Source organism: Bradyrhizobium sp. SZCCHNS1022 (assembly GCF_032484835.1).
GTDB lineage: Bacteria > Pseudomonadota > Alphaproteobacteria > Rhizobiales > Xanthobacteraceae > Bradyrhizobium.
The window spans coordinates 1-16,165 of sequence record NZ_JAUETT010000006.1; the positions used below are offsets into that span (position 1 = coordinate 1).

General features: G+C 62.1%; 14 protein-coding genes and 1 pseudogene. 11 read left to right on the plus strand and 4 right to left on the minus strand.

Annotated elements, in window-relative coordinates; genetic code table 11:
- Nucleotides 1-860: pseudogene (locus QX071_RS28070) on the minus strand (hypothetical protein); the annotation flags it as partial.
- A gap of 286 nt (nt 861-1,146) precedes the next feature.
- On the opposite strand from QX071_RS28070, the gene QX071_RS28075 reads away from it, so the two are divergent.
- Nucleotides 1,147-1,386, plus strand: a complete 240-nt coding sequence (locus tag QX071_RS28075) for a hypothetical protein (RefSeq protein WP_315705935.1) — start codon at nt 1,147-1,149, stop codon at nt 1,384-1,386.
- A gap of 23 nt (nt 1,387-1,409) precedes the next feature.
- Here QX071_RS28075 and QX071_RS28080 read toward each other — a convergent pair whose 3' ends face one another.
- A complete protein-coding gene (locus tag QX071_RS28080) occupies nt 1,410-2,762 on the minus strand; it encodes a cytochrome C (RefSeq protein ID WP_315705934.1) in 1,353 nt (450 codons plus the stop codon).
- A gap of 12 nt (nt 2,763-2,774) precedes the next feature.
- Nucleotides 2,775-3,602 (minus strand): pyridine nucleotide-disulfide oxidoreductase, encoded by an 828-nt coding sequence (locus tag QX071_RS28085; RefSeq protein WP_315705933.1) that lies wholly within the window; start codon nt 3,600-3,602, stop codon nt 2,775-2,777.
- A gap of 437 nt (nt 3,603-4,039) precedes the next feature.
- Between QX071_RS28085 and QX071_RS28090 the strand changes: the two genes are divergently transcribed.
- From QX071_RS28090 to QX071_RS28125, 8 genes are all read left to right on the plus strand, one after another.
- Nucleotides 4,040-5,341, plus strand: coding sequence for an NAD(P)-binding domain-containing protein (locus QX071_RS28090; RefSeq protein ID WP_315705932.1), 1,302 nt, complete (start codon nt 4,040-4,042; stop codon nt 5,339-5,341).
- The gene (locus QX071_RS28095) at nt 5,328-6,863 is read left to right on the plus strand and encodes an ankyrin repeat domain-containing protein (RefSeq protein WP_315705931.1); all 1,536 of its coding nucleotides are present in this window, start codon (nt 5,328-5,330) and stop codon (nt 6,861-6,863) included. Before QX071_RS28090 ends, QX071_RS28095 begins: the two co-directional genes overlap by 14 nt.
- A gap of 302 nt (nt 6,864-7,165) precedes the next feature.
- Nucleotides 7,166-9,154 (plus strand): heme lyase CcmF/NrfE family subunit, encoded by a 1,989-nt coding sequence (locus QX071_RS28100; RefSeq protein ID WP_315705930.1) that lies wholly within the window; start codon nt 7,166-7,168, stop codon nt 9,152-9,154.
- Nucleotides 9,155-9,162: 8 nt separating this feature from the next.
- A complete protein-coding gene (locus QX071_RS28105) occupies nt 9,163-9,699 on the plus strand; it encodes a DsbE family thiol:disulfide interchange protein (RefSeq protein ID WP_315705929.1) in 537 nt (178 codons plus the stop codon).
- A complete protein-coding gene (locus QX071_RS28110) occupies nt 9,696-10,196 on the plus strand; it encodes a cytochrome c-type biogenesis protein (RefSeq protein ID WP_315705928.1) in 501 nt (166 codons plus the stop codon). Before QX071_RS28105 ends, QX071_RS28110 begins: the two co-directional genes overlap by 4 nt.
- Complete coding sequence (gene ccmI, locus QX071_RS28115) at nt 10,193-11,500, plus strand: c-type cytochrome biogenesis protein CcmI (protein ID WP_315705927.1); 1,308 nt, start codon at nt 10,193-10,195, stop codon at nt 11,498-11,500. Before QX071_RS28110 ends, ccmI begins: the two co-directional genes overlap by 4 nt.
- A 59-nt stretch (nt 11,501-11,559) precedes the next feature.
- A complete protein-coding gene (locus QX071_RS28120; protein ID WP_315705926.1) occupies nt 11,560-12,222 on the plus strand; it encodes a response regulator transcription factor in 663 nt (220 codons plus the stop codon).
- Nucleotides 12,223-12,226: 4 nt separating this feature from the next.
- A complete protein-coding gene (locus tag QX071_RS28125; RefSeq protein ID WP_315705925.1) occupies nt 12,227-13,582 on the plus strand; it encodes a HAMP domain-containing sensor histidine kinase in 1,356 nt (451 codons plus the stop codon).
- A 65-nt stretch (nt 13,583-13,647) separates the two neighbouring features.
- Here the strand turns inward: QX071_RS28125 and QX071_RS28130 are convergent, their stop codons facing one another.
- A complete protein-coding gene (locus tag QX071_RS28130; RefSeq protein ID WP_315705924.1) occupies nt 13,648-14,568 on the minus strand; it encodes a LysR substrate-binding domain-containing protein in 921 nt (306 codons plus the stop codon).
- Nucleotides 14,569-14,684: 116 nt separating this feature from the next.
- On the opposite strand from QX071_RS28130, the gene QX071_RS28135 reads away from it, so the two are divergent.
- Nucleotides 14,685-15,443, plus strand: a complete 759-nt coding sequence (locus tag QX071_RS28135) for an ABC transporter ATP-binding protein (protein ID WP_315727954.1) — start codon at nt 14,685-14,687, stop codon at nt 15,441-15,443.
- Nucleotides 15,443-16,165 carry an ABC transporter ATP-binding protein gene (locus QX071_RS28140; protein WP_315705922.1) on the plus strand — a complete coding sequence of 241 codons (723 nt, stop codon included), beginning with the start codon at nt 15,443-15,445 and terminating at the stop codon, nt 16,163-16,165. Before QX071_RS28135 ends, QX071_RS28140 begins: the two co-directional genes overlap by 1 nt.

The window sequence follows — 16,165 nt, forward strand, 5'->3', positions numbered from 1 at the left end:
CCCATCGCGCCCTTGGTGCCCTGGCCGGTGTAGGAGCCGTTGTGGCAGCTGTCGCAGCGCGCCGTCGACACCGACGCGTGGTTCATCGTGTAGGTGGCGAAGCTCGCCGCGGTGTTCGTGTGGCAGTTCGAGCACTGCACGCCCGTCACCGGGATGTGCGGCGGCGTGGTCATACCCATCGCGGTCTTGCCGTTGTGGCAGGTCGCGCAGTTGGTGTCGGTCGCCCTGTGCTGGAATGTGGCACCGGCAAAGCTGGACGTGTTCGTATGACAGGATTCGCAGGGAAGCGCTGTCGGCACGTGTCCGCTCGACTTGCCGCGGGCAACCGTACCGTTGTGACAATTGGCGCAACCGGCGACGATGCCGGTGTGATCCATCCTCATCGCAACGCGGAAGCTGGCGGCGGTCCGGTGGCACGTGTCGCAGGGGGCCGTGGTCGTGATGTGATTTTTTGGCTTACCACGGGCCATCAGACCGTTGTGACAGGCGGCGCACGGCGCCTTCGCCTGTGTGTGATCGATGACTCGTATGTCCTTCCAGGTCGAGGTCTGGTGGCAGCTTTCGCAGCGCGTGGTGGTCTTGGGATGATTCACCGACATGCCCGCGGTCTGCGCGCCGTTGTGACAGCTCGCGCACTGCGTCGGCGTGCCTTTGAACCGCCCACCGACATGGCACGATGAGCATTCCACCGCGCGGTGACTGCCGGTCAGCGGAAATCCAGTGGAGAAATGGTCGAACGATCCCTGCCCCACGGCCGGGTCGAGTGCTGCGAACGCGAACAGGATCGCAGCGATCGCGCACCACAGTGCGGTGCGCGATTGACGCGCGAGCGGCCTAACAATGCGGTACGTGCACTCCACCCCAGTCTCCAAACTTCCCGACCACAAGATTCGGAGCTGCGCGATGCGGTCGTCTGACCGTCAGGCAAAGCGGATCCATCAGGCAAAACCGCCCGGCGGTCGCCTCTCGGAATTCCATCAAAGCTGTCACGCATGTCCGATTTGGCGAGATGGTTTCAGATCCCCATCCACTCGCCCTTCAGATAGCCACGCACTCCTTCGCTTCATCTCTGCGGCAACGCACGCGACCCCATGCGCGGTCGTCAGCCGTAGTAGTCGTTACGGTGCGAATACACCGAACCGCAGCTTGAGAAAGAGGCTTCAAGCTGGCCCAAAAATTGACCAAGCTGAATTCAAACTGAACGGCCACGCGAACTTCCGCGCACTGCTCGCGAGACGCCTGCTCGCGCATGGCGAGGCGTCCGGAACGGGCCTGATTTTGCTCATGAAAAGCCAGGACAAGCGTGCGCCTGAGCGCACGCTTTCACGATCGCCTCACAAGGCGATCGCCTTACAGAGTGATCGCGTTACAGACGAACCGGACTGATCCGCAGCGGCGTTCGATCCGACTCAGTTTCTGATCTGAACGTTGCGCCACCCGGTCGCGACATGACAGCGCTCGCAGCTCTGTCCAAAGGTACCATTGTGCACGTCTGAGCCGCGGTGACAGCTGTAGCAGTCCATCGGCAGCTTCAGATTCGGTGGAGCTTTCGCCTTGTGGCAGGACTCGCATGTGATCTTCTGATGCTGCCCTACGAGCGGAAAGCGCGTCTGTTGCGCATGATCGAATCGCCACAAGGACCAGCCGTTCGGGTTGTGGCAGCTCGCGCATCGCCCTCCGAGCCGCCCCTGGTGGAAATCCTTGTGACAGCTTTCGCAAGCGGTGGGCGTGTTCTTGTAAGTCTGGGAGCGGTGGCACTCCTCGCACGGGACCGATTTGTGCAGGCCGATCAAGGGAAACCGGGTGAGCTCGTGGTCGAACGAAAGATTCTTCCGCCAGCCCGTGTCGTTGTGGCACCTCTCACAGCGCTCCCCCAGCTTCCCCTGGTGCGGGTCCTGCTTCCGATGACATGAGACGCAGGAGGTGGCGAGCTTGTCGCGGTAGAGATCGCCCGTATGGCAGCTCTCGCACTTCACCTTGGCATGTGCGTTGCGCAGCGGAAACTTGGTCTTGTCGTGATTGAAGTGGGTGGTTTTCCACTTGTCCTGGTCGTGACAGGTCTCGCATTTCTCGCCAAAGCGGCCGGCATGGACATCCTGGAGCCGATGACAGGATACGCAAGACGTCGGCAGATCCTTGTATTGCTGGCTCGAATGACAGGTGGCGCAAGCGACCGACTTGTGGGCACCGACAAGCGGGAACTTCGTTTTTGCGTGATCGAAGGTCTTGGTGTCACGCCATTTCACGACGACATGGCAATTCTCGCAGCGCTCGCCAAGCCGCCCGTGATGAGGGTCGATCGTCTTGTGGCAGTCAAAGCAGGTCGATGGCGTGTCGCGAAACTTGACTTTCGCGACATGACACCCGGCGCACGGAACGTTCTTGTGTGCATCGACCAGCCGGTAATTGGTAAAATCGTGGTTGAAGGTTTCCTTGTCGAGCTGAACGATGTCGGTGTCGCGCCCCTTGTGGTCGGTGTGACACTGCCGGCACTCCTGGCTGAGCGCCCCCTGCTCGCGTCCATGCAGCCGCACGTGGTCCTTGCGATCGGCGGCGATTTCCTTATGGCAATCAAGGCAGAGGCCGGTCTGCGCCTTGCGCGTGAACGCTTCGTGACACTTGCCGCACTCGGTTTCGAACTTGGCGTGCTTGCCGGCCAGCGGTCCCGGCATAACCAACTTTTCCAGAACCGTCTGGGCTCGGGCCCCGACGGCCGCAAGACCGATTGCGACGATCGCAAGTGCTGCAAGGCGCCATCTCATCACGCAACTCCGTCAATAATGATGGACCGCCCACACATGCACGATGCCGGCAAGCAACATCAGGAAAAACAACGGCAGATGAAAGATGTGCCAGAGCGAAAACAGCCGCTCGAAGAACGTCAGCTCCGCCGCTTTTCGAACCGCTGCAGCATAACGCCGCACCACATTTTCAATCCGCTTCTGGCGCCTTCGCCGCTCCGACCATGACCAGCGCGCTCCTTTGGCTTCGGCGCGAACGAGCCGTCGTGCTTCCGTCACCACGTCGTGCCGAAATCGCCTGGTGCGCGCGGTAATGATCGCGCCTGTGCGCAGGCTGCCGAGCGCAGTTCGCGGCACCTTGTTCTCGAGACCCTTGCTGAAGGCGCTCAGCTGCTGCGATACAAAGGCCGCAGCCTTCATATCCTGGCCAAGGTCCGCTCTCATCGCCTCGGCTTCCGCCAACAGTTCCTTCACATGCGCCTTCCTGCCGTGAAGCCCCAAATGGATCTTGCCGTAGATGTATCTGCCGATGACGCCGCTGATGGCGACGATCAGCATCGCGAAAAATGCCACGTTGCTGTTGAGCGCCCCGAGTTTGAAATTTGCATGAAATAGAATCAGGACGGGCCCGAAGATGCCGAGCAGCATGTGGGTTCGGAACCAAAATGGGATCGACCCGATCAGGCGCATCGACTTGAACCGCTTGCGCAGCGAGTAGACCAGCAGCGATAACATCGCCAAGCTGCCGTAGATGCCGAGCCAGTACCCGGTACCGGAATCGGGCGTCACATATTCCTCATCCCTCTGCAACCATCCAACGCCCACCGCACAACAGACGATCACGGTCAGCAGAATCGGCACTATTTGTCGAAGCGGGTTGCCGCCCGTACGCGCCCTCGTCGCCCCGCTCATCCTGCGAAGCCCCGCGCCAGGTCGAATGCACTGCTCACGACATGCGACAATTCGTCGCCTGCTAATCGAGGTTCTACCGGGCCGACGAAGCCAGCCGATTGTGCACTGATGATTGCTCTATTAGGTGACGCCGTTGTCATTGATCTGAGCCTTATTTCCGCCAGCCGCTACTGATTAACGATCGCGGCTGGTCATGCGCGCACGTGTAGTGATCATTCTGGAATTTCTGTGTCGGGAGCTGTTGAGAAGAATTTGCATCTAGCGCCTGTGCCGAGAAGCAACGTTCGGCATCCGTGCGCGGCAATGACTTCCTCTGCTCCTGTCAGTCCGGATATCTGCTGACGCGCGATGACCCGCAGAACAACAATGTGAGTGCGAGAGAGGACATGGCGCTGGATCTGCTCGTCGTCTACGCCGCTCCGATGGTCGGCGTCTGGGCCGCTTACGTCGCAGCGCGCAAACATCGCGAATTCAAGAGCGTGGCAAAGCTCTCAGCCGCCAAGGAGGCTGGACTGCTCGAACCGGCATCGCTTCATCCGATCATCGATCCGGCATTGTGCATCGGTTGCGGTTCGTGCGTCAGAGCCTGTCCCGAAGGCGATATTCTCGGCCTGATCGGCGGCAAGGCCTCGCTGGTGGAGCCTTCGCATTGTATCGGGCATGGTGCCTGCAAGGCGGTATGTCCGGTGAACGCCATCACCCTTGTCTTTGGCACGGAAACGCGCGGCATCGACATCCCCAATGTCAATGAGCAGTTCCAGACCAACGTGCCGGGCATCTTCATTGCCGGAGAGCTTGGCGGGATGGGGCTGGTCCGCAATGCCATTGAGCAAGGACGTCAAGCGATCGATTCCGTTCGCAAGATGAAGGATCTCGGCAAGTCCGACATGCTCGACGTGGTGATCGTCGGGTGCGGTCCGGCCGGACTATCGGCGAGTCTCGCGGCAATGCATCACAAGCTCCGCTTCGTCACGCTGGAACAGGACTCGCTCGGAGGTACGGTCGCTCATTTCCCGCGCGGCAAGCTCGTGATGACCGCCCCCTTCACACTGCCGCTGGCCGGCAAGTTCAACTTCCGAGAGCTGAGCAAGGAGCAACTGATCAGCTTCTTCATGAGCATTGTGAACAAAACGAAGCTCAAGGTGAATATCGGCGAACGGGTCGATGCCGTCATCCAGCTCAACAACGGCTTTGAGGTGAAGACCGACCGCAACAGCTACAAGACGCGCGCGATTCTCCTGGCGATCGGTCGGCGAGGAACGCCCCGCAAGCTCGACGTTCCGGGCGAAGAGCAGTCCAAGGTGGTCTATCGCCTGATCGATCCGGAACAATATAAGGGGCAGCACGTGCTGGTCGTCGGCGGTGGCGATGCGGCGCTCGAGGCGGCCTGTTCGGTGGCCGACGAACCCGGCACCACGGTCACTTTGTCGCACCGCAGTGAATCGTTCAATCGCGCCAAGCCGAAGAATCGCGAACGGGTCGAAGCTACAGAACGCGCCGGACGTCTCAATGTCGTCCTGAACTCATCGGTGAAGCGGATCGGCGAGCACGATGTCGAAATCGACGCCAAAGGCAAGCTGAGCACGATACCCAACGACGCGATCATCGTCTGTGTCGGCGGCATCCTGCCGACCGCATTTCTCAAAAGCATGGGAATCGAAGTCGAGACCAAGTATGGCACAGCCTAGGCCCGCTCATGTCGCTACCATCCTGATCTGTCTTTTCGGCTACGAAGCCATCCCGCCCCTCGCGCGAGCGGCCAGTCCATCGGAGCTGCGCGACGGCGCGACCGTCACGACGGACGCGTCCTCTGCCGCGAGCCGGGCTGCCGATACGGCGATCCGGGCCGGACGTCCCGCCGAAGCGCTGAAGCTGCTCGAGCCGGCCGCTCTAAGCGGGGATCGCGACGCGCAATATCGCCTTGCCTCGCTCTATCGGTCCGGGCTCGGGACCAGACCTGATGACGGCCTGGCGTTCAAATGGATGAAGCTCAGCGCCGAGAAGGGACACACCAAGGCGCAATATAACCTTGCGTCGATGTATCTCGCCGGACGAGGAACGTCGACCGATGTCGAGAAGGCCCGCGAGTGGCTGCGCCGGTCCGCGGCGGCCGGCTACGAACCTGCCGGGCGGCTGCTGACCGAGGTCGCAAGCCGCAACCCTGCGGCTGCCCAGAAGCGTCCCGATGCCACCGTTCGCACTGTCGAACGCGTGGCAGCCAATCCGAAACTCGACGCCCAAGCCGCGTCGAGAAATGGTCAGCCCGATATCATCGATGCAGCCCTGCGCGGCCAGATCGCGCCAATGCGTCAGCTGATCGCAGCGAAGGCCGACGTCAACGCAACGAACGACGAAGGCGACACGCCGTTGGCGATTGCCGCAGCCGCCGGCCAGGTCAAACTCGCCGAACTCCTGCTCTCGTCAGGCGCCAACCCCAACGTCCGTAACCGGCACGGCGATACGCCGCTGATGCTGGCGGCAGACAAGGGCTACGCCGATATGGTCAAATTGCTATTGACTAAATCAGCCGACGCATCCGCGACCAGGGCAGACGGCTCGACCGCGCTCGCAATAGCCGTCAGCCGCTGCAAGGCCGAGACGATCGCTCCGCTTCTTGAACATGCGGGTGGCCTGCCGGTCCTCGAAGACGGCCGGACGCCGCTGATGGTCGCCGTTGCGTCTTGCGCCAACGAGGCGATCGCGCCACAGCTCGTCCAGCGGTCTGCGGTTGATACGACCGACAAGCAGGGCCGGACCGCGCTCTGGTACGCGGCGGATCATGGCAACGTCCGAGCGCTCGACCAGCTGATCCGCGCCGGCGCTGAGGTTGGCCGAGCCGATGCCGACGGAATGACGCCACTGCTGAAAGCTCTGGAGAACGGCGGAGCTGCGGCCGCCCTTGTTCTACTCGAGGGCGGCGCCGATCCGAAGGCTCCGACCAAGAGCGGCAACACCCCCCTGATCCTGGCGGCGCGTGCCGGACTGACCGATGTCGTCCGGACACTCTTGCAGCGCAAGGTCGATATCAACACTCGCAACGCACAAGGGATGAGTGCGCTGATGATGGCGGCCCATGAAGGTCACGTCGAGATCGCGCAAAACCTGCTTGCCGCCGGCGCCGACAAGTCCTTGAAAAACAAACGGCGAGAACGAGCGAGCGACATCGCCACGATCGGCGGCCACGGCGAAATCGCCAAGCTGCTCGAATAGCGGCCACGCTCACTTCATCTCGGACACACGACGAGATCGCTTCCTGCAACTGCGACGCAACGACGCAGCTGCAGCTGCCACTTATTCTGTCGTCCGCACGCAAGCGAGCATTCGTCAGTGAAATACGGTGTGAGCGTCGCGCCGTTCTCCTCGCTGAGAATGAGTTGCAAATAGCGACCAACCGCAATCTGACGAACATCATGTTTCCGTACGATTGATGCCCCATTCGGCGCATTGAGTGCGCCGCATCACGGACACTTGATAGTCCGTCGCAGGAATAGACGCGTCCAACGGGGGACAAGATGACAGCTGAAGCCGGATCCTTTGCTCTCATTCTGGCGCTCCTCATCTCGCTCGTGCAGTCGGTCGTGCCATTCGTCGCACTGAGGCGCCAGGAGCCGACGATTGCCGCCTTCATCCGCCAAGCAGCCCTCGGCCAGTTTCTGTTCATCGCTATCGCGTTTGCGTGCCTCACCTCGCTGTTTGTGCATTCGGACTTCTCAGTCCAGGTCGTGGCCGCCAACTCGCATACGCTCAAGCCGCTTCTCTACAAGGTCTCCGGCGTCTGGGGGAATCACGAGGGCTCCATGCTGTTGTGGGTCCTCATTCTCTCGTTGTTTGGCGCTGCGGTCGCGTTGTTCGGCACGAATCTTCCCGATGGACTGCAAAGCAAGGTGCTGGGCGTTCACGGGATGATCGGCCTCGGATTCCTGAGCTTCGTTGTCTGGACTTCGAACCCGTTCACCCGGCTCGTCGATCCTCCGCTCGAAGGCAATGGATTAAATCCAATCCTTCAAGATCCCGGCCTCGCGATCCATCCGCCGTTTCTTTATCTCGGCTACGTCGGCTTCTCGATGGCGTTCTCGTTCTCGGTCGCAGCGCTGATCGAGGGCAAGGTCGATGCGAGCTGGGCGCGGTGGGTCCGCCCCTGGGTGCTCGCTGCATGGTGTTTCCTGACGATCGGGATCACGCTCGGCAGCGCCTGGGCCTACTACACGCTGGGCTGGGGCGGCTGGTGGTTCTGGGACCCGGTGGAGAACGCCTCCTTCATGCCGTGGCTCGCCGGCACTGCGCTGCTCCATTCCGCCTTGGTGGTCGAGCGTCGGAATGCGCTTCTGAGCTGGACGATCCTGCTCGGGATCCTGACATTTTCGCTCAGCCTGATCGGCACGTTCCTGGTCCGCTCCGGTGTGCTCACCAGTGTTCATGCCTTCGCGCAGGATCCCGCCCGCGGTGCATTCATCCTTGCCATGATCCTGGTTGCAACGGGCGGCGCATTGACCCTGTTTGCGATCCGGGCGCCCACGCTGAAGCATGGCGCGCTATTTGGCGCGGTAAGCCGCGAGAGCGGACTCGTGCTCAACAATGTGGTGCTCACCACCGCTGCAGCGACGGTCTTTCTCGGCACCTTCTATCCGCTCGTGGTCGACATGATCGGAAAAGACAAGATTTCCGTTGGACCGCCCTATTACAACATGACCTTCGTTCCCATCATGGTGCCGCTTCTGCTGGCCATGACGGTTGGTCCTGTCCTGCGATGGAAGCGTGACGCCCTCGTTGATGCGCTTCGGCGGCTCAAGACCGCTGCGGGCCTGGCTGCGCTGGTCTTCCTCGGGGTTCTCGTCGCGACGTTCGGGCGCCACTTCCTGGTTGCGTTCTTCCTGGGCGTGTCCGCGTGGCTCATCGTCGGCTCGTTGATGGTGCTGGCTCACCGCATACGCCTCGGCACGTCGACGCCGCTGGCAAGGACACTCAACCTTGCGGCGACGACGCCGCTCGCCGTCTATGGCCTGGTGCTTGCCCATGCCGGCATGGGTGTGACGGTTGCGGGCATCACCGGAATGACGGCATGGGCCGGTGAGAAGATCGAAATGCTAAGGCCCGGCCAAAGCCTGCAGCTTGCCGGCTATGATGTCCGGCTACGTTCGGTCGGAAAGGTACCGGGCCCCAACTACGAGGCCGAACGCGGGGTCTTCGAGATCACGCGCAATGGCAAGCCGTTCACGCAGCTGTTCAGCGAGCGTCGCTTCTATCCGGTTCGCCAACAGCTCACGACCGCCGCCGGCATCCGCACCAATCTGCTTTGGAACGTCTATGTGACCCTCGGCGATCCCGACGACAAAGGCTCCTGGGCAGTCCGTTTCTACTATCACCCCTTGATGCCGCTGGTCTGGATCGGAGCGCTGATGATGGCGTGTGGCGGCTTTGTTTCACTCGCCGACCGCCGGTTTCGCGTCGGCGCGCCGCGACGTGCCGCACAGGCCATACCAGCTGCTATCCCCGCCGAGTAGGACGACCGATGCTGCGCCTTTCCTATCTCGCTCCCCTGCTCGCCTTCCTGGGGCTCGCCGCCGGACTTGCCTTCAGCCTGTCCAACGATCCCCGCAGGATGCCGTCGACGCTGATCGACAAGCCGACACCCGCCTTCAGCATGGCATCGCTGGACGGCAAGGACGGCGGGTTTTCCAGCACGGATCTGAAGGGCGGCGTCATGTTGCTCAACGTGTTCGCGTCCTGGTGCCCTGGATGCCGCGTCGAGCACCCCATGCTGCTGAAGCTGGCCGAGACTTCGGGAATTCCGATCTATGGACTGAACTGGAAAGATATGCGCAGCGACGGCGCGCGCTGGCTCGCGCGACACGGGAGCCCCTATGCCCGCGTCGGCACGGACGAGTCTGGCCGGATCGGCATCGATTTCGGCGTCACCGGGGTTCCCGAGACTTTCGTGATCGACCGCACCGGCCGGATCCGCTTTCGCTATCCCGGTCCTTTGACCGAGGAGGTCTGGCACGACGAATTCGAGCCGTTGCTCAAAGCATTGCGGAGCGAGTCATGACCCAGCCAAGGCTCAGCCGACTGGCATTGTTCGTCGCCCTGCTCGTGTCGACCGTCGTCGTGCCGCCGTCCCGTGCGGTGTTGCCTGACGAGATGCTCAAAGACGAAAAGCTGGAAGGCCGCGCACGCGTCCTTAGCCAGGAGCTGCGTTGCGTCGTGTGCCAGAACCAGAGCATCGACGATTCGAATGCGCCCTTGGCGCACGACCTTCGCGTGCTACTGCGAGACCGCCTGCAGGCCGGGGACAACGATCGGCAGGCCGTGGACTTCATTGTCGCCCGCTATGGCAATTTCGTCCTGCTCAAGCCACCTCTGCAGTGGAACACGATCTTGCTTTGGCTCGGACCGTTCTTGGCCCTGCTCGTGGCTGTCATCGGCTTTGGCCGCTATGTCCGACGTGCTGCGGCCAATGCGCGCGATGGAGTGCAGGTTCCTCCACTCAATGCTGACGAACTCAAAACGATCGACGCAATCCTCGACCGACGGAGCTCCGTATGATTCTGTGGCTGATGTTGACGGCAATGATTGCTGCCGCTGCCGTCCTGATATCGACCCCATTCATCCGCCGATTTGAGCGGGCGCAGTTGGCCTCCGCTCAGGAGCTCGCCGTGTACCGCGACCAGCTCAAGGAAATCGAGGGTGAAGCGGCACGCGGTCTGATCGACAAGACCGAGGCCGAGGGTGCGACGCTCGAGATCAAACGGCGTATCCTCACGGCCGATCGTGCTGACGAGGCAGCGGCAACTCCACTCAGTAACTCCGAACGGAAGTTTGCGCTCACGGTCGTCACCGGCATCGTGGTCTTCGGCTCCATTCTGCTCTATGCGGTGATCGGAAGTCCGGACGTCCCCTCCGCATCGCCGGGACAAGCGAGCAACGTACCGGCTCCAGGAGCGACGGCTGACGCCCGCCCCATCGCGACCACCCAAGGCGTGGCGTCGTCGCAACCTTCGGCCGCCCAGGATTCGCAAGGCCGCACGTCACAGCAAGCCGGATTGCCTCCGGTGGAGGAGATGATCCAGCGTGTGCAGACGCGGCTCGATCGCAATCCGAAGGATGTCGAGGGGTGGCGGCTGCTCGGCTGGTCTCTCTTCAATATCGAACGCTTTGCGGATGCGGCTCAGGCCTACTCTCGCGCAATCGAGCTGCGCCCCGACTCCGCCGAGTACCACAGTGCGCGTGGAGAAGCGCTCGTGCGAGCGGCCGACGGCACCGTCAAGGCCGAGGCCAAGAAGGAGCTGGACGAAGCGCTGAGGCTTGATCCCAAGGACGCACGCGCGCGCTTCTTCAACGGCCTTGCCAAAGAACAGGACGGCAACAAGGAAGGGGCGATCGCCGATTGGAAGGCGATCATATTGGATGCCGATCCGAACGAGCCGTGGCTGCCGGACCTCAAGCGGCGGCTGGCCGAACTCGGAGGGGAGCAAGCTCCAGCCTCAAGCGGCCCGAACCTCTCCTCCGAACGCATGCAGGAGTTGCTCCGTTCCGACAAGGCCAAGTCCTCGACCGAGACCGCGGCTCCAAGAGGGCCGAGCCAGGACGACGTCCGCGCCGCGCAAGGCATGTCGCCGCAGGATCGCAGTGCGATGATCCGGGGCATGGTCGACAATCTTGCCAGCCGGCTCGAACAATCACCGCGCGATGCGGAAGGCTGGATCAAGCTGATCCGCTCGCGGGTCGTGCTGGGTGAGACTGAACTTGCCCGCCAGTCGCTGCAGCGGGCGCTATCCGTCTTTGCCGACGATAGCGAGGAACGAACCCGTATTGCGGACGCTGCGAAGCAGCTCGGCGTCGACCCGTAGCGAGTACGAAGGGCGTAATCACGCAGCGTGACGAGGCAGATCCATAGTGGGCGATCGGGGTGGCTACCATTCGTATCTTGCTGATAGAGGACGAGGCTGTTTACGCCGACCGGATCAGGGAAAGCCTGAGTGAAGCCGGATTCGAAGCAGATCTCGCGACAGACGGTAACGAGGGGTGGATGCTCGGCAACACTCAGAGCTATGATGCCGCCGTCCTGGATATTGGCTTGCCCCGCATCTCCGGTCTCGACGTGCTGCAGCGCTGGCGGCACGCGGGGCGGACGCTGCCTGTCCTGATCCTCTCCGCCCGCAGCGGCTGGATGGAGCGCGTCAACGGCCTCAATGCCGGCGCGGATGACTATCTGGAAAAGCCGTTCAAGGCCCAGGAGCTTGTCGCCCGGATCAACTCGCTGCTCCGTCGCGCGTCCAGCAAGCCCGATGCGGTGCTCCGTCAGCGCCAGATCGAGGTGAATGCTGCTGCCGGCCTCGTCAGCAAGGGCGGCGAGACAGTCAGCCTGAGTCCGCTCGAACTACGTATTCTTGAATTCCTGATGCGCCGCCCCGACCGCATCGTGTCCCAGCCCGAGCTGTTGGAGCATATTTATTCGGGGAACAATTCTCGCGACTCGAATACACTCGAAGTCTATATCGCCCGGCTCAGGAAGAAACTCGGGCGCGACTGCATTCGCACGATCAGAGGCATGGGATATCGCATCGGATAGACCAATGTTCGGCCGCAACTTCCGTGCTCGCATGATCGCTGGTGCGGCGATCTGGATTTCGCTCGTCTTGTTCGTCAGTGGGCTCGGCCTCTCGGCAGTCTTCCGCCGCGTCGTCGAAGCACAGTTCGATCACGACCTTCTGGATCATGCCCGCGAACTCATCGGCCTCGTGGGCATCGATTCCGAGCTGAAGCCCTTTATCGCACGCGACCTCAGCGACCCCAGATTCTCGCCTCCCCAGTCCGGCCTCTATTGGCAGGTCCTCCTGCCGAATGGCGCCACGATCCGTTCGCCGTCATTGCAGGATACGCTGTCTCTTCCGTCCGGTCCTGAAGAGGACCGCCCGCGATCGGTGGCTCCTCCGATCAGCGTCGCGGGACCGACCGGGCCGATGCGCATGGTTCGGAACATCACCCGCCCGCCCCATCTGGACCAAGCGATCGACATTCGTGTCGGTGCTGACGAGCGGCTGATCAGCGACGAGATGAAGCAATTGAACCTCACTCTCGCCACCGCGCTGGGCCTCATGGCGTTCGCAATGGTTGGTACCGCTTACGCCCAGGTTGCTTATGGCCTGCGGCCGCTCGCGCGCATACGCAGCGACCTCGCCGCGGTCAGGACCGGTAAGATCAGCCGGCTGCCCGAGGACCTGCCGGACGAAATCATGCCGCTGGTCACCGAGCTGAACGGAATGATCACTGCAAATCTCAGCATGGTCGAACGCGCCCGCGTCCTGGCGGGGAATTTTGCTCATGCGTTGAAGACGCCACTGGCCATTCTCAACGAAGAGGCGAAGGATCTCAAGGCATCCGGCAACGAGCAGATGGCAAAGATCCTGTTGGAGCAATGCTCGCGGATGGCCCTGCTGATCGACTACCAGACGGCGCGCGCACGCGCGTCAGCATCGACCAATGCCGGCGCCAGCGCGGTTCTGTCCGATATCCTGCAGACGCTGATCTGCACCTATTCGCGATTTGGTTCAGGGCGCGACAAGCGGTTTCAGGTCGAAGGGCGTGCCGACATCGTGGTGGGCTGCGATCCGAATGACCTGATCGAGCTGATCGGGAACTTGCTCGACAACGCCGCGAAATGGGCGCGGCAGCACGTCGTCGTTTCAGTCTCCGACCTCGGGAGCACTGTTCTGATCTCGGTGGAGGACGATGGCCCCGGCATCCCCAAAGAGCACCGAACGCGCATCTTCGACGTCGGCGTGAGGCTGGACGAACAGAAGCCCGGCACGGGGCTCGGGCTTGCAATCGCCCGAGATCTGGCCGCTCTCTATGACGGCCAATTGTGGATCGACGAGTCGCGTCATGGCGGTGCTGCCATGAAGCTGGTTCTCAAGAAGAAAGCGCTCTGAGCTAAGCTCGTTGGGCTGAAAATACGGGCGTCGCGCCGCCCGCCCGCGCGCAACTCGTGCCATTCTCACTCGAAATGCACCGGCTCTGCTGCGGGATAGGCCATGGCGACGAACTCGCAGAAGGCCTGCGCGGCAGGAGACAAGTCGGCATCACTCTTCCAGGCGAGGCCGACATCCATCGTATGAATATCATCATCAAGCGTTTTGAGATCGATCCGATGGCCTTCCAGCGACCATGGGCGATACACCATGTCCGAGAGGATGGTGATGCCCATGCCGGCCGCGACCATGCTGCGCACGGCCTCCATCGACATGGTCCGGAAGATGACGTTGGGAACGTGCGGCGTAGGCCGCCAGTAACGCATGGCCGAGCGTTCGGCCTCGTCGACGGTCAGCATCAAATATGGCTCCGCAGCGAGGTCGGCGAGGCGAACCCGCTCCTTCTGGAGCAGCGGATGACCGGCGGGCGCCCACATCCGCCGCGGCGAGCGGAGCAGAAGACGTGAGCGGATCGCCCCCCGGTCATGCAGGTTCGAAACCAGCATGACTGCAACATCGACGCGGCCGTTGACGAGGCCGAACTCGATCGCGTCGCGTTCATTTTCGTGAAGGCGGACGGTGATGCTCGGAAATGCGCGCCAGAAGCGCGACAGAAGCGAGGGCATGAAATATCCGGCGACGGTGTAACTAACGGCGACATCGACGGTACCATCGACCTGCCGTCCCCAGCGATGAGGGCTTCGCACCGCGTCCGCAACACAGGCTTCGATCGCCCGGGCGCGTTGCAGGAACAGCTGCCCGTCGAATGTCAAGGTCACGCCGTTCGAGTGCCGGTCGAACAGCTTCTTTCCGAGGTCGGCCTCCAGCAGCTTGATCGACGCAGTAATGGCCGACTGCGTGACATTGAGCGTAGCAGCAGCCGCCGACACCTTGCCGGTTTCGGCCGTCGCGATGAAGTGGCGGACCTGACGGAAGGTCAGAGCCATCAAAAAATCCGATATCAGCGAACAATTTTTCGAGTTTTACAATTGCTTGGTGCGACGCCGAAAATCAAGCCGTTCGCTCGCGGTTCCTGAGAGGCGTCAAGATGGCTTCAGTTCAATTGGACCTGATTGCTCAAAATATCAGCGTCCAATTCGAGGGACTGAAAGCTTTGTCGAACGTCTCGTTGGCGATACCGCGCGGCAGCATCACCGGACTGATCGGCCCGAACGGCGCTGGAAAGACGACGTTGATCAACGTTTTGACGGGCTTCCAGCAGGCAGGTCACGGCACGATCGCGCTCGAAGGCGAAACGATCAAAGGTATTTCAGCTCACAAGCTTCGCCATAAGGGTGTGGCGCGTACCTTTCAGTCAGGCCGACTATTTCGTGAGCTGCCGGTCGTCGATAATCTGGAGGTCACCGGCGTCGGTCTCGGCCTCAGCCGCCGCGAGGCGCTCGCGGAAGCCGAGCACGTCATGGATTGGCTGGGCATTGCGCATCTCGCCAACACCCTCGCGGGAGCACTGCCCTACACCGACGAGCGGCGCGTCGCGATTGGCCGTGCCATCATGTGCAAGCCTCGCTATCTGCTGCTGGATGAGCCGGCGGCAGGCATGTCGGAGCACGAGAGCCATGAGCTGGCGTCGATCATTCGGCGCATTGCCTCAGAATTCGGCATAGGAGTGCTACTGATCGAGCACAATATCGGCTTGGTGCTCGAACTGTGCGAACGCATCTTCGTTCTGGACTCCGGCGAGATCATTGAGGTCGGCCCCCCCGCCCAGATTCGTTCGAGCGACGCGGTCCGGCACGCCTATATGGGCACTCAGCACGATGAGGTGATCCCCGCCCTTGCCGTCGATGGGGCAACCGTCTGATGACGCTGCTCACGGTCGACAATCTCACGGTGCGCTATGGCCGCCTGACCGCGCTGCGCGGCGTCAGCCTTGCCATCGAGGAAGGCGAGATCCTGTTCGTGACCGGGCCCAACGGCGCCGGCAAGTCGACACTGCTGAACGCGATCGCCGGCGTCGTGCCGCCCGCCTCGGGCAGCATCACGTTCGACGGCGCGACCATCACAGCTGCGCCGCCGGAGCAGATCGCGCGGCGCGGCTTCTCCATGGTGCCGGAGGGACGCAATGTCTTCGGCGCGTTGACGATTGAGGAAAATCTGAAAGTCGGCGCCGGCATGCGGTCCGACAAGCACAAGATCGCCGCCGACCTGGAGGCCGTCTACAGCGAATTCCCAATTCTGGCGGACCGCCGCCATGCCGTTGCCGGCATGCTGTCCGGCGGCCAGCAGCAGATGCTCGTCATCGGCCGCGCGCTGATGACGTCGCCCCGCCTGATCGCCATCGACGAGCCGTCGCTTGGCCTCGCGCCCAAGATCATCGATCAGGTCTACGAAATCCTGGCGCGGCTGCGCGCGCAACGGAGGCTCACGCTGCTGATCGTCGAGCAGAGCTCGACCCGCGCCATGATGACCGGCGGACGGATGATCCTGATGCGCGGCGGCCGCATCGTCCTCGAAGGGCCGGCCAGCGAGATGGTCAAGGATGAGCGCCTGAAGCAGGCCTATTTCGGGTTCGGAGACCATTGA

What these genes read in the sequence shown, in the direction of transcription:
- QX071_RS28080 (WP_315705934.1), bottom strand. Translation starts at nt 2,762, where the DNA reads ATGAGATGGCGCCTTGCAGCACTTGCGATCGTCGCAATCGGTCTTGCG.
- QX071_RS28090 (WP_315705932.1), top strand. Translation starts at nt 4,040, where the DNA reads ATGGCGCTGGATCTGCTCGTCGTCTACGCCGCTCCGATGGTCGGCGTC.
- QX071_RS28095 (WP_315705931.1), top strand. Translation starts at nt 5,328, where the DNA reads ATGGCACAGCCTAGGCCCGCTCATGTCGCTACCATCCTGATCTGTCTT.
- QX071_RS28100 (WP_315705930.1), top strand. Translation starts at nt 7,166, where the DNA reads ATGACAGCTGAAGCCGGATCCTTTGCTCTCATTCTGGCGCTCCTCATC.
- QX071_RS28105 (WP_315705929.1), top strand. Translation starts at nt 9,163, where the DNA reads ATGCTGCGCCTTTCCTATCTCGCTCCCCTGCTCGCCTTCCTGGGGCTC.
- QX071_RS28110 (WP_315705928.1), top strand. Translation starts at nt 9,696, where the DNA reads ATGACCCAGCCAAGGCTCAGCCGACTGGCATTGTTCGTCGCCCTGCTC.
- ccmI (WP_315705927.1), top strand. Translation starts at nt 10,193, where the DNA reads ATGATTCTGTGGCTGATGTTGACGGCAATGATTGCTGCCGCTGCCGTC.
- QX071_RS28125 (WP_315705925.1), top strand. Translation starts at nt 12,227, where the DNA reads ATGTTCGGCCGCAACTTCCGTGCTCGCATGATCGCTGGTGCGGCGATC.
- QX071_RS28130 (WP_315705924.1), bottom strand. Translation starts at nt 14,568, where the DNA reads ATGGCTCTGACCTTCCGTCAGGTCCGCCACTTCATCGCGACGGCCGAA.
- QX071_RS28140 (WP_315705922.1), top strand. Translation starts at nt 15,443, where the DNA reads ATGACGCTGCTCACGGTCGACAATCTCACGGTGCGCTATGGCCGCCTG.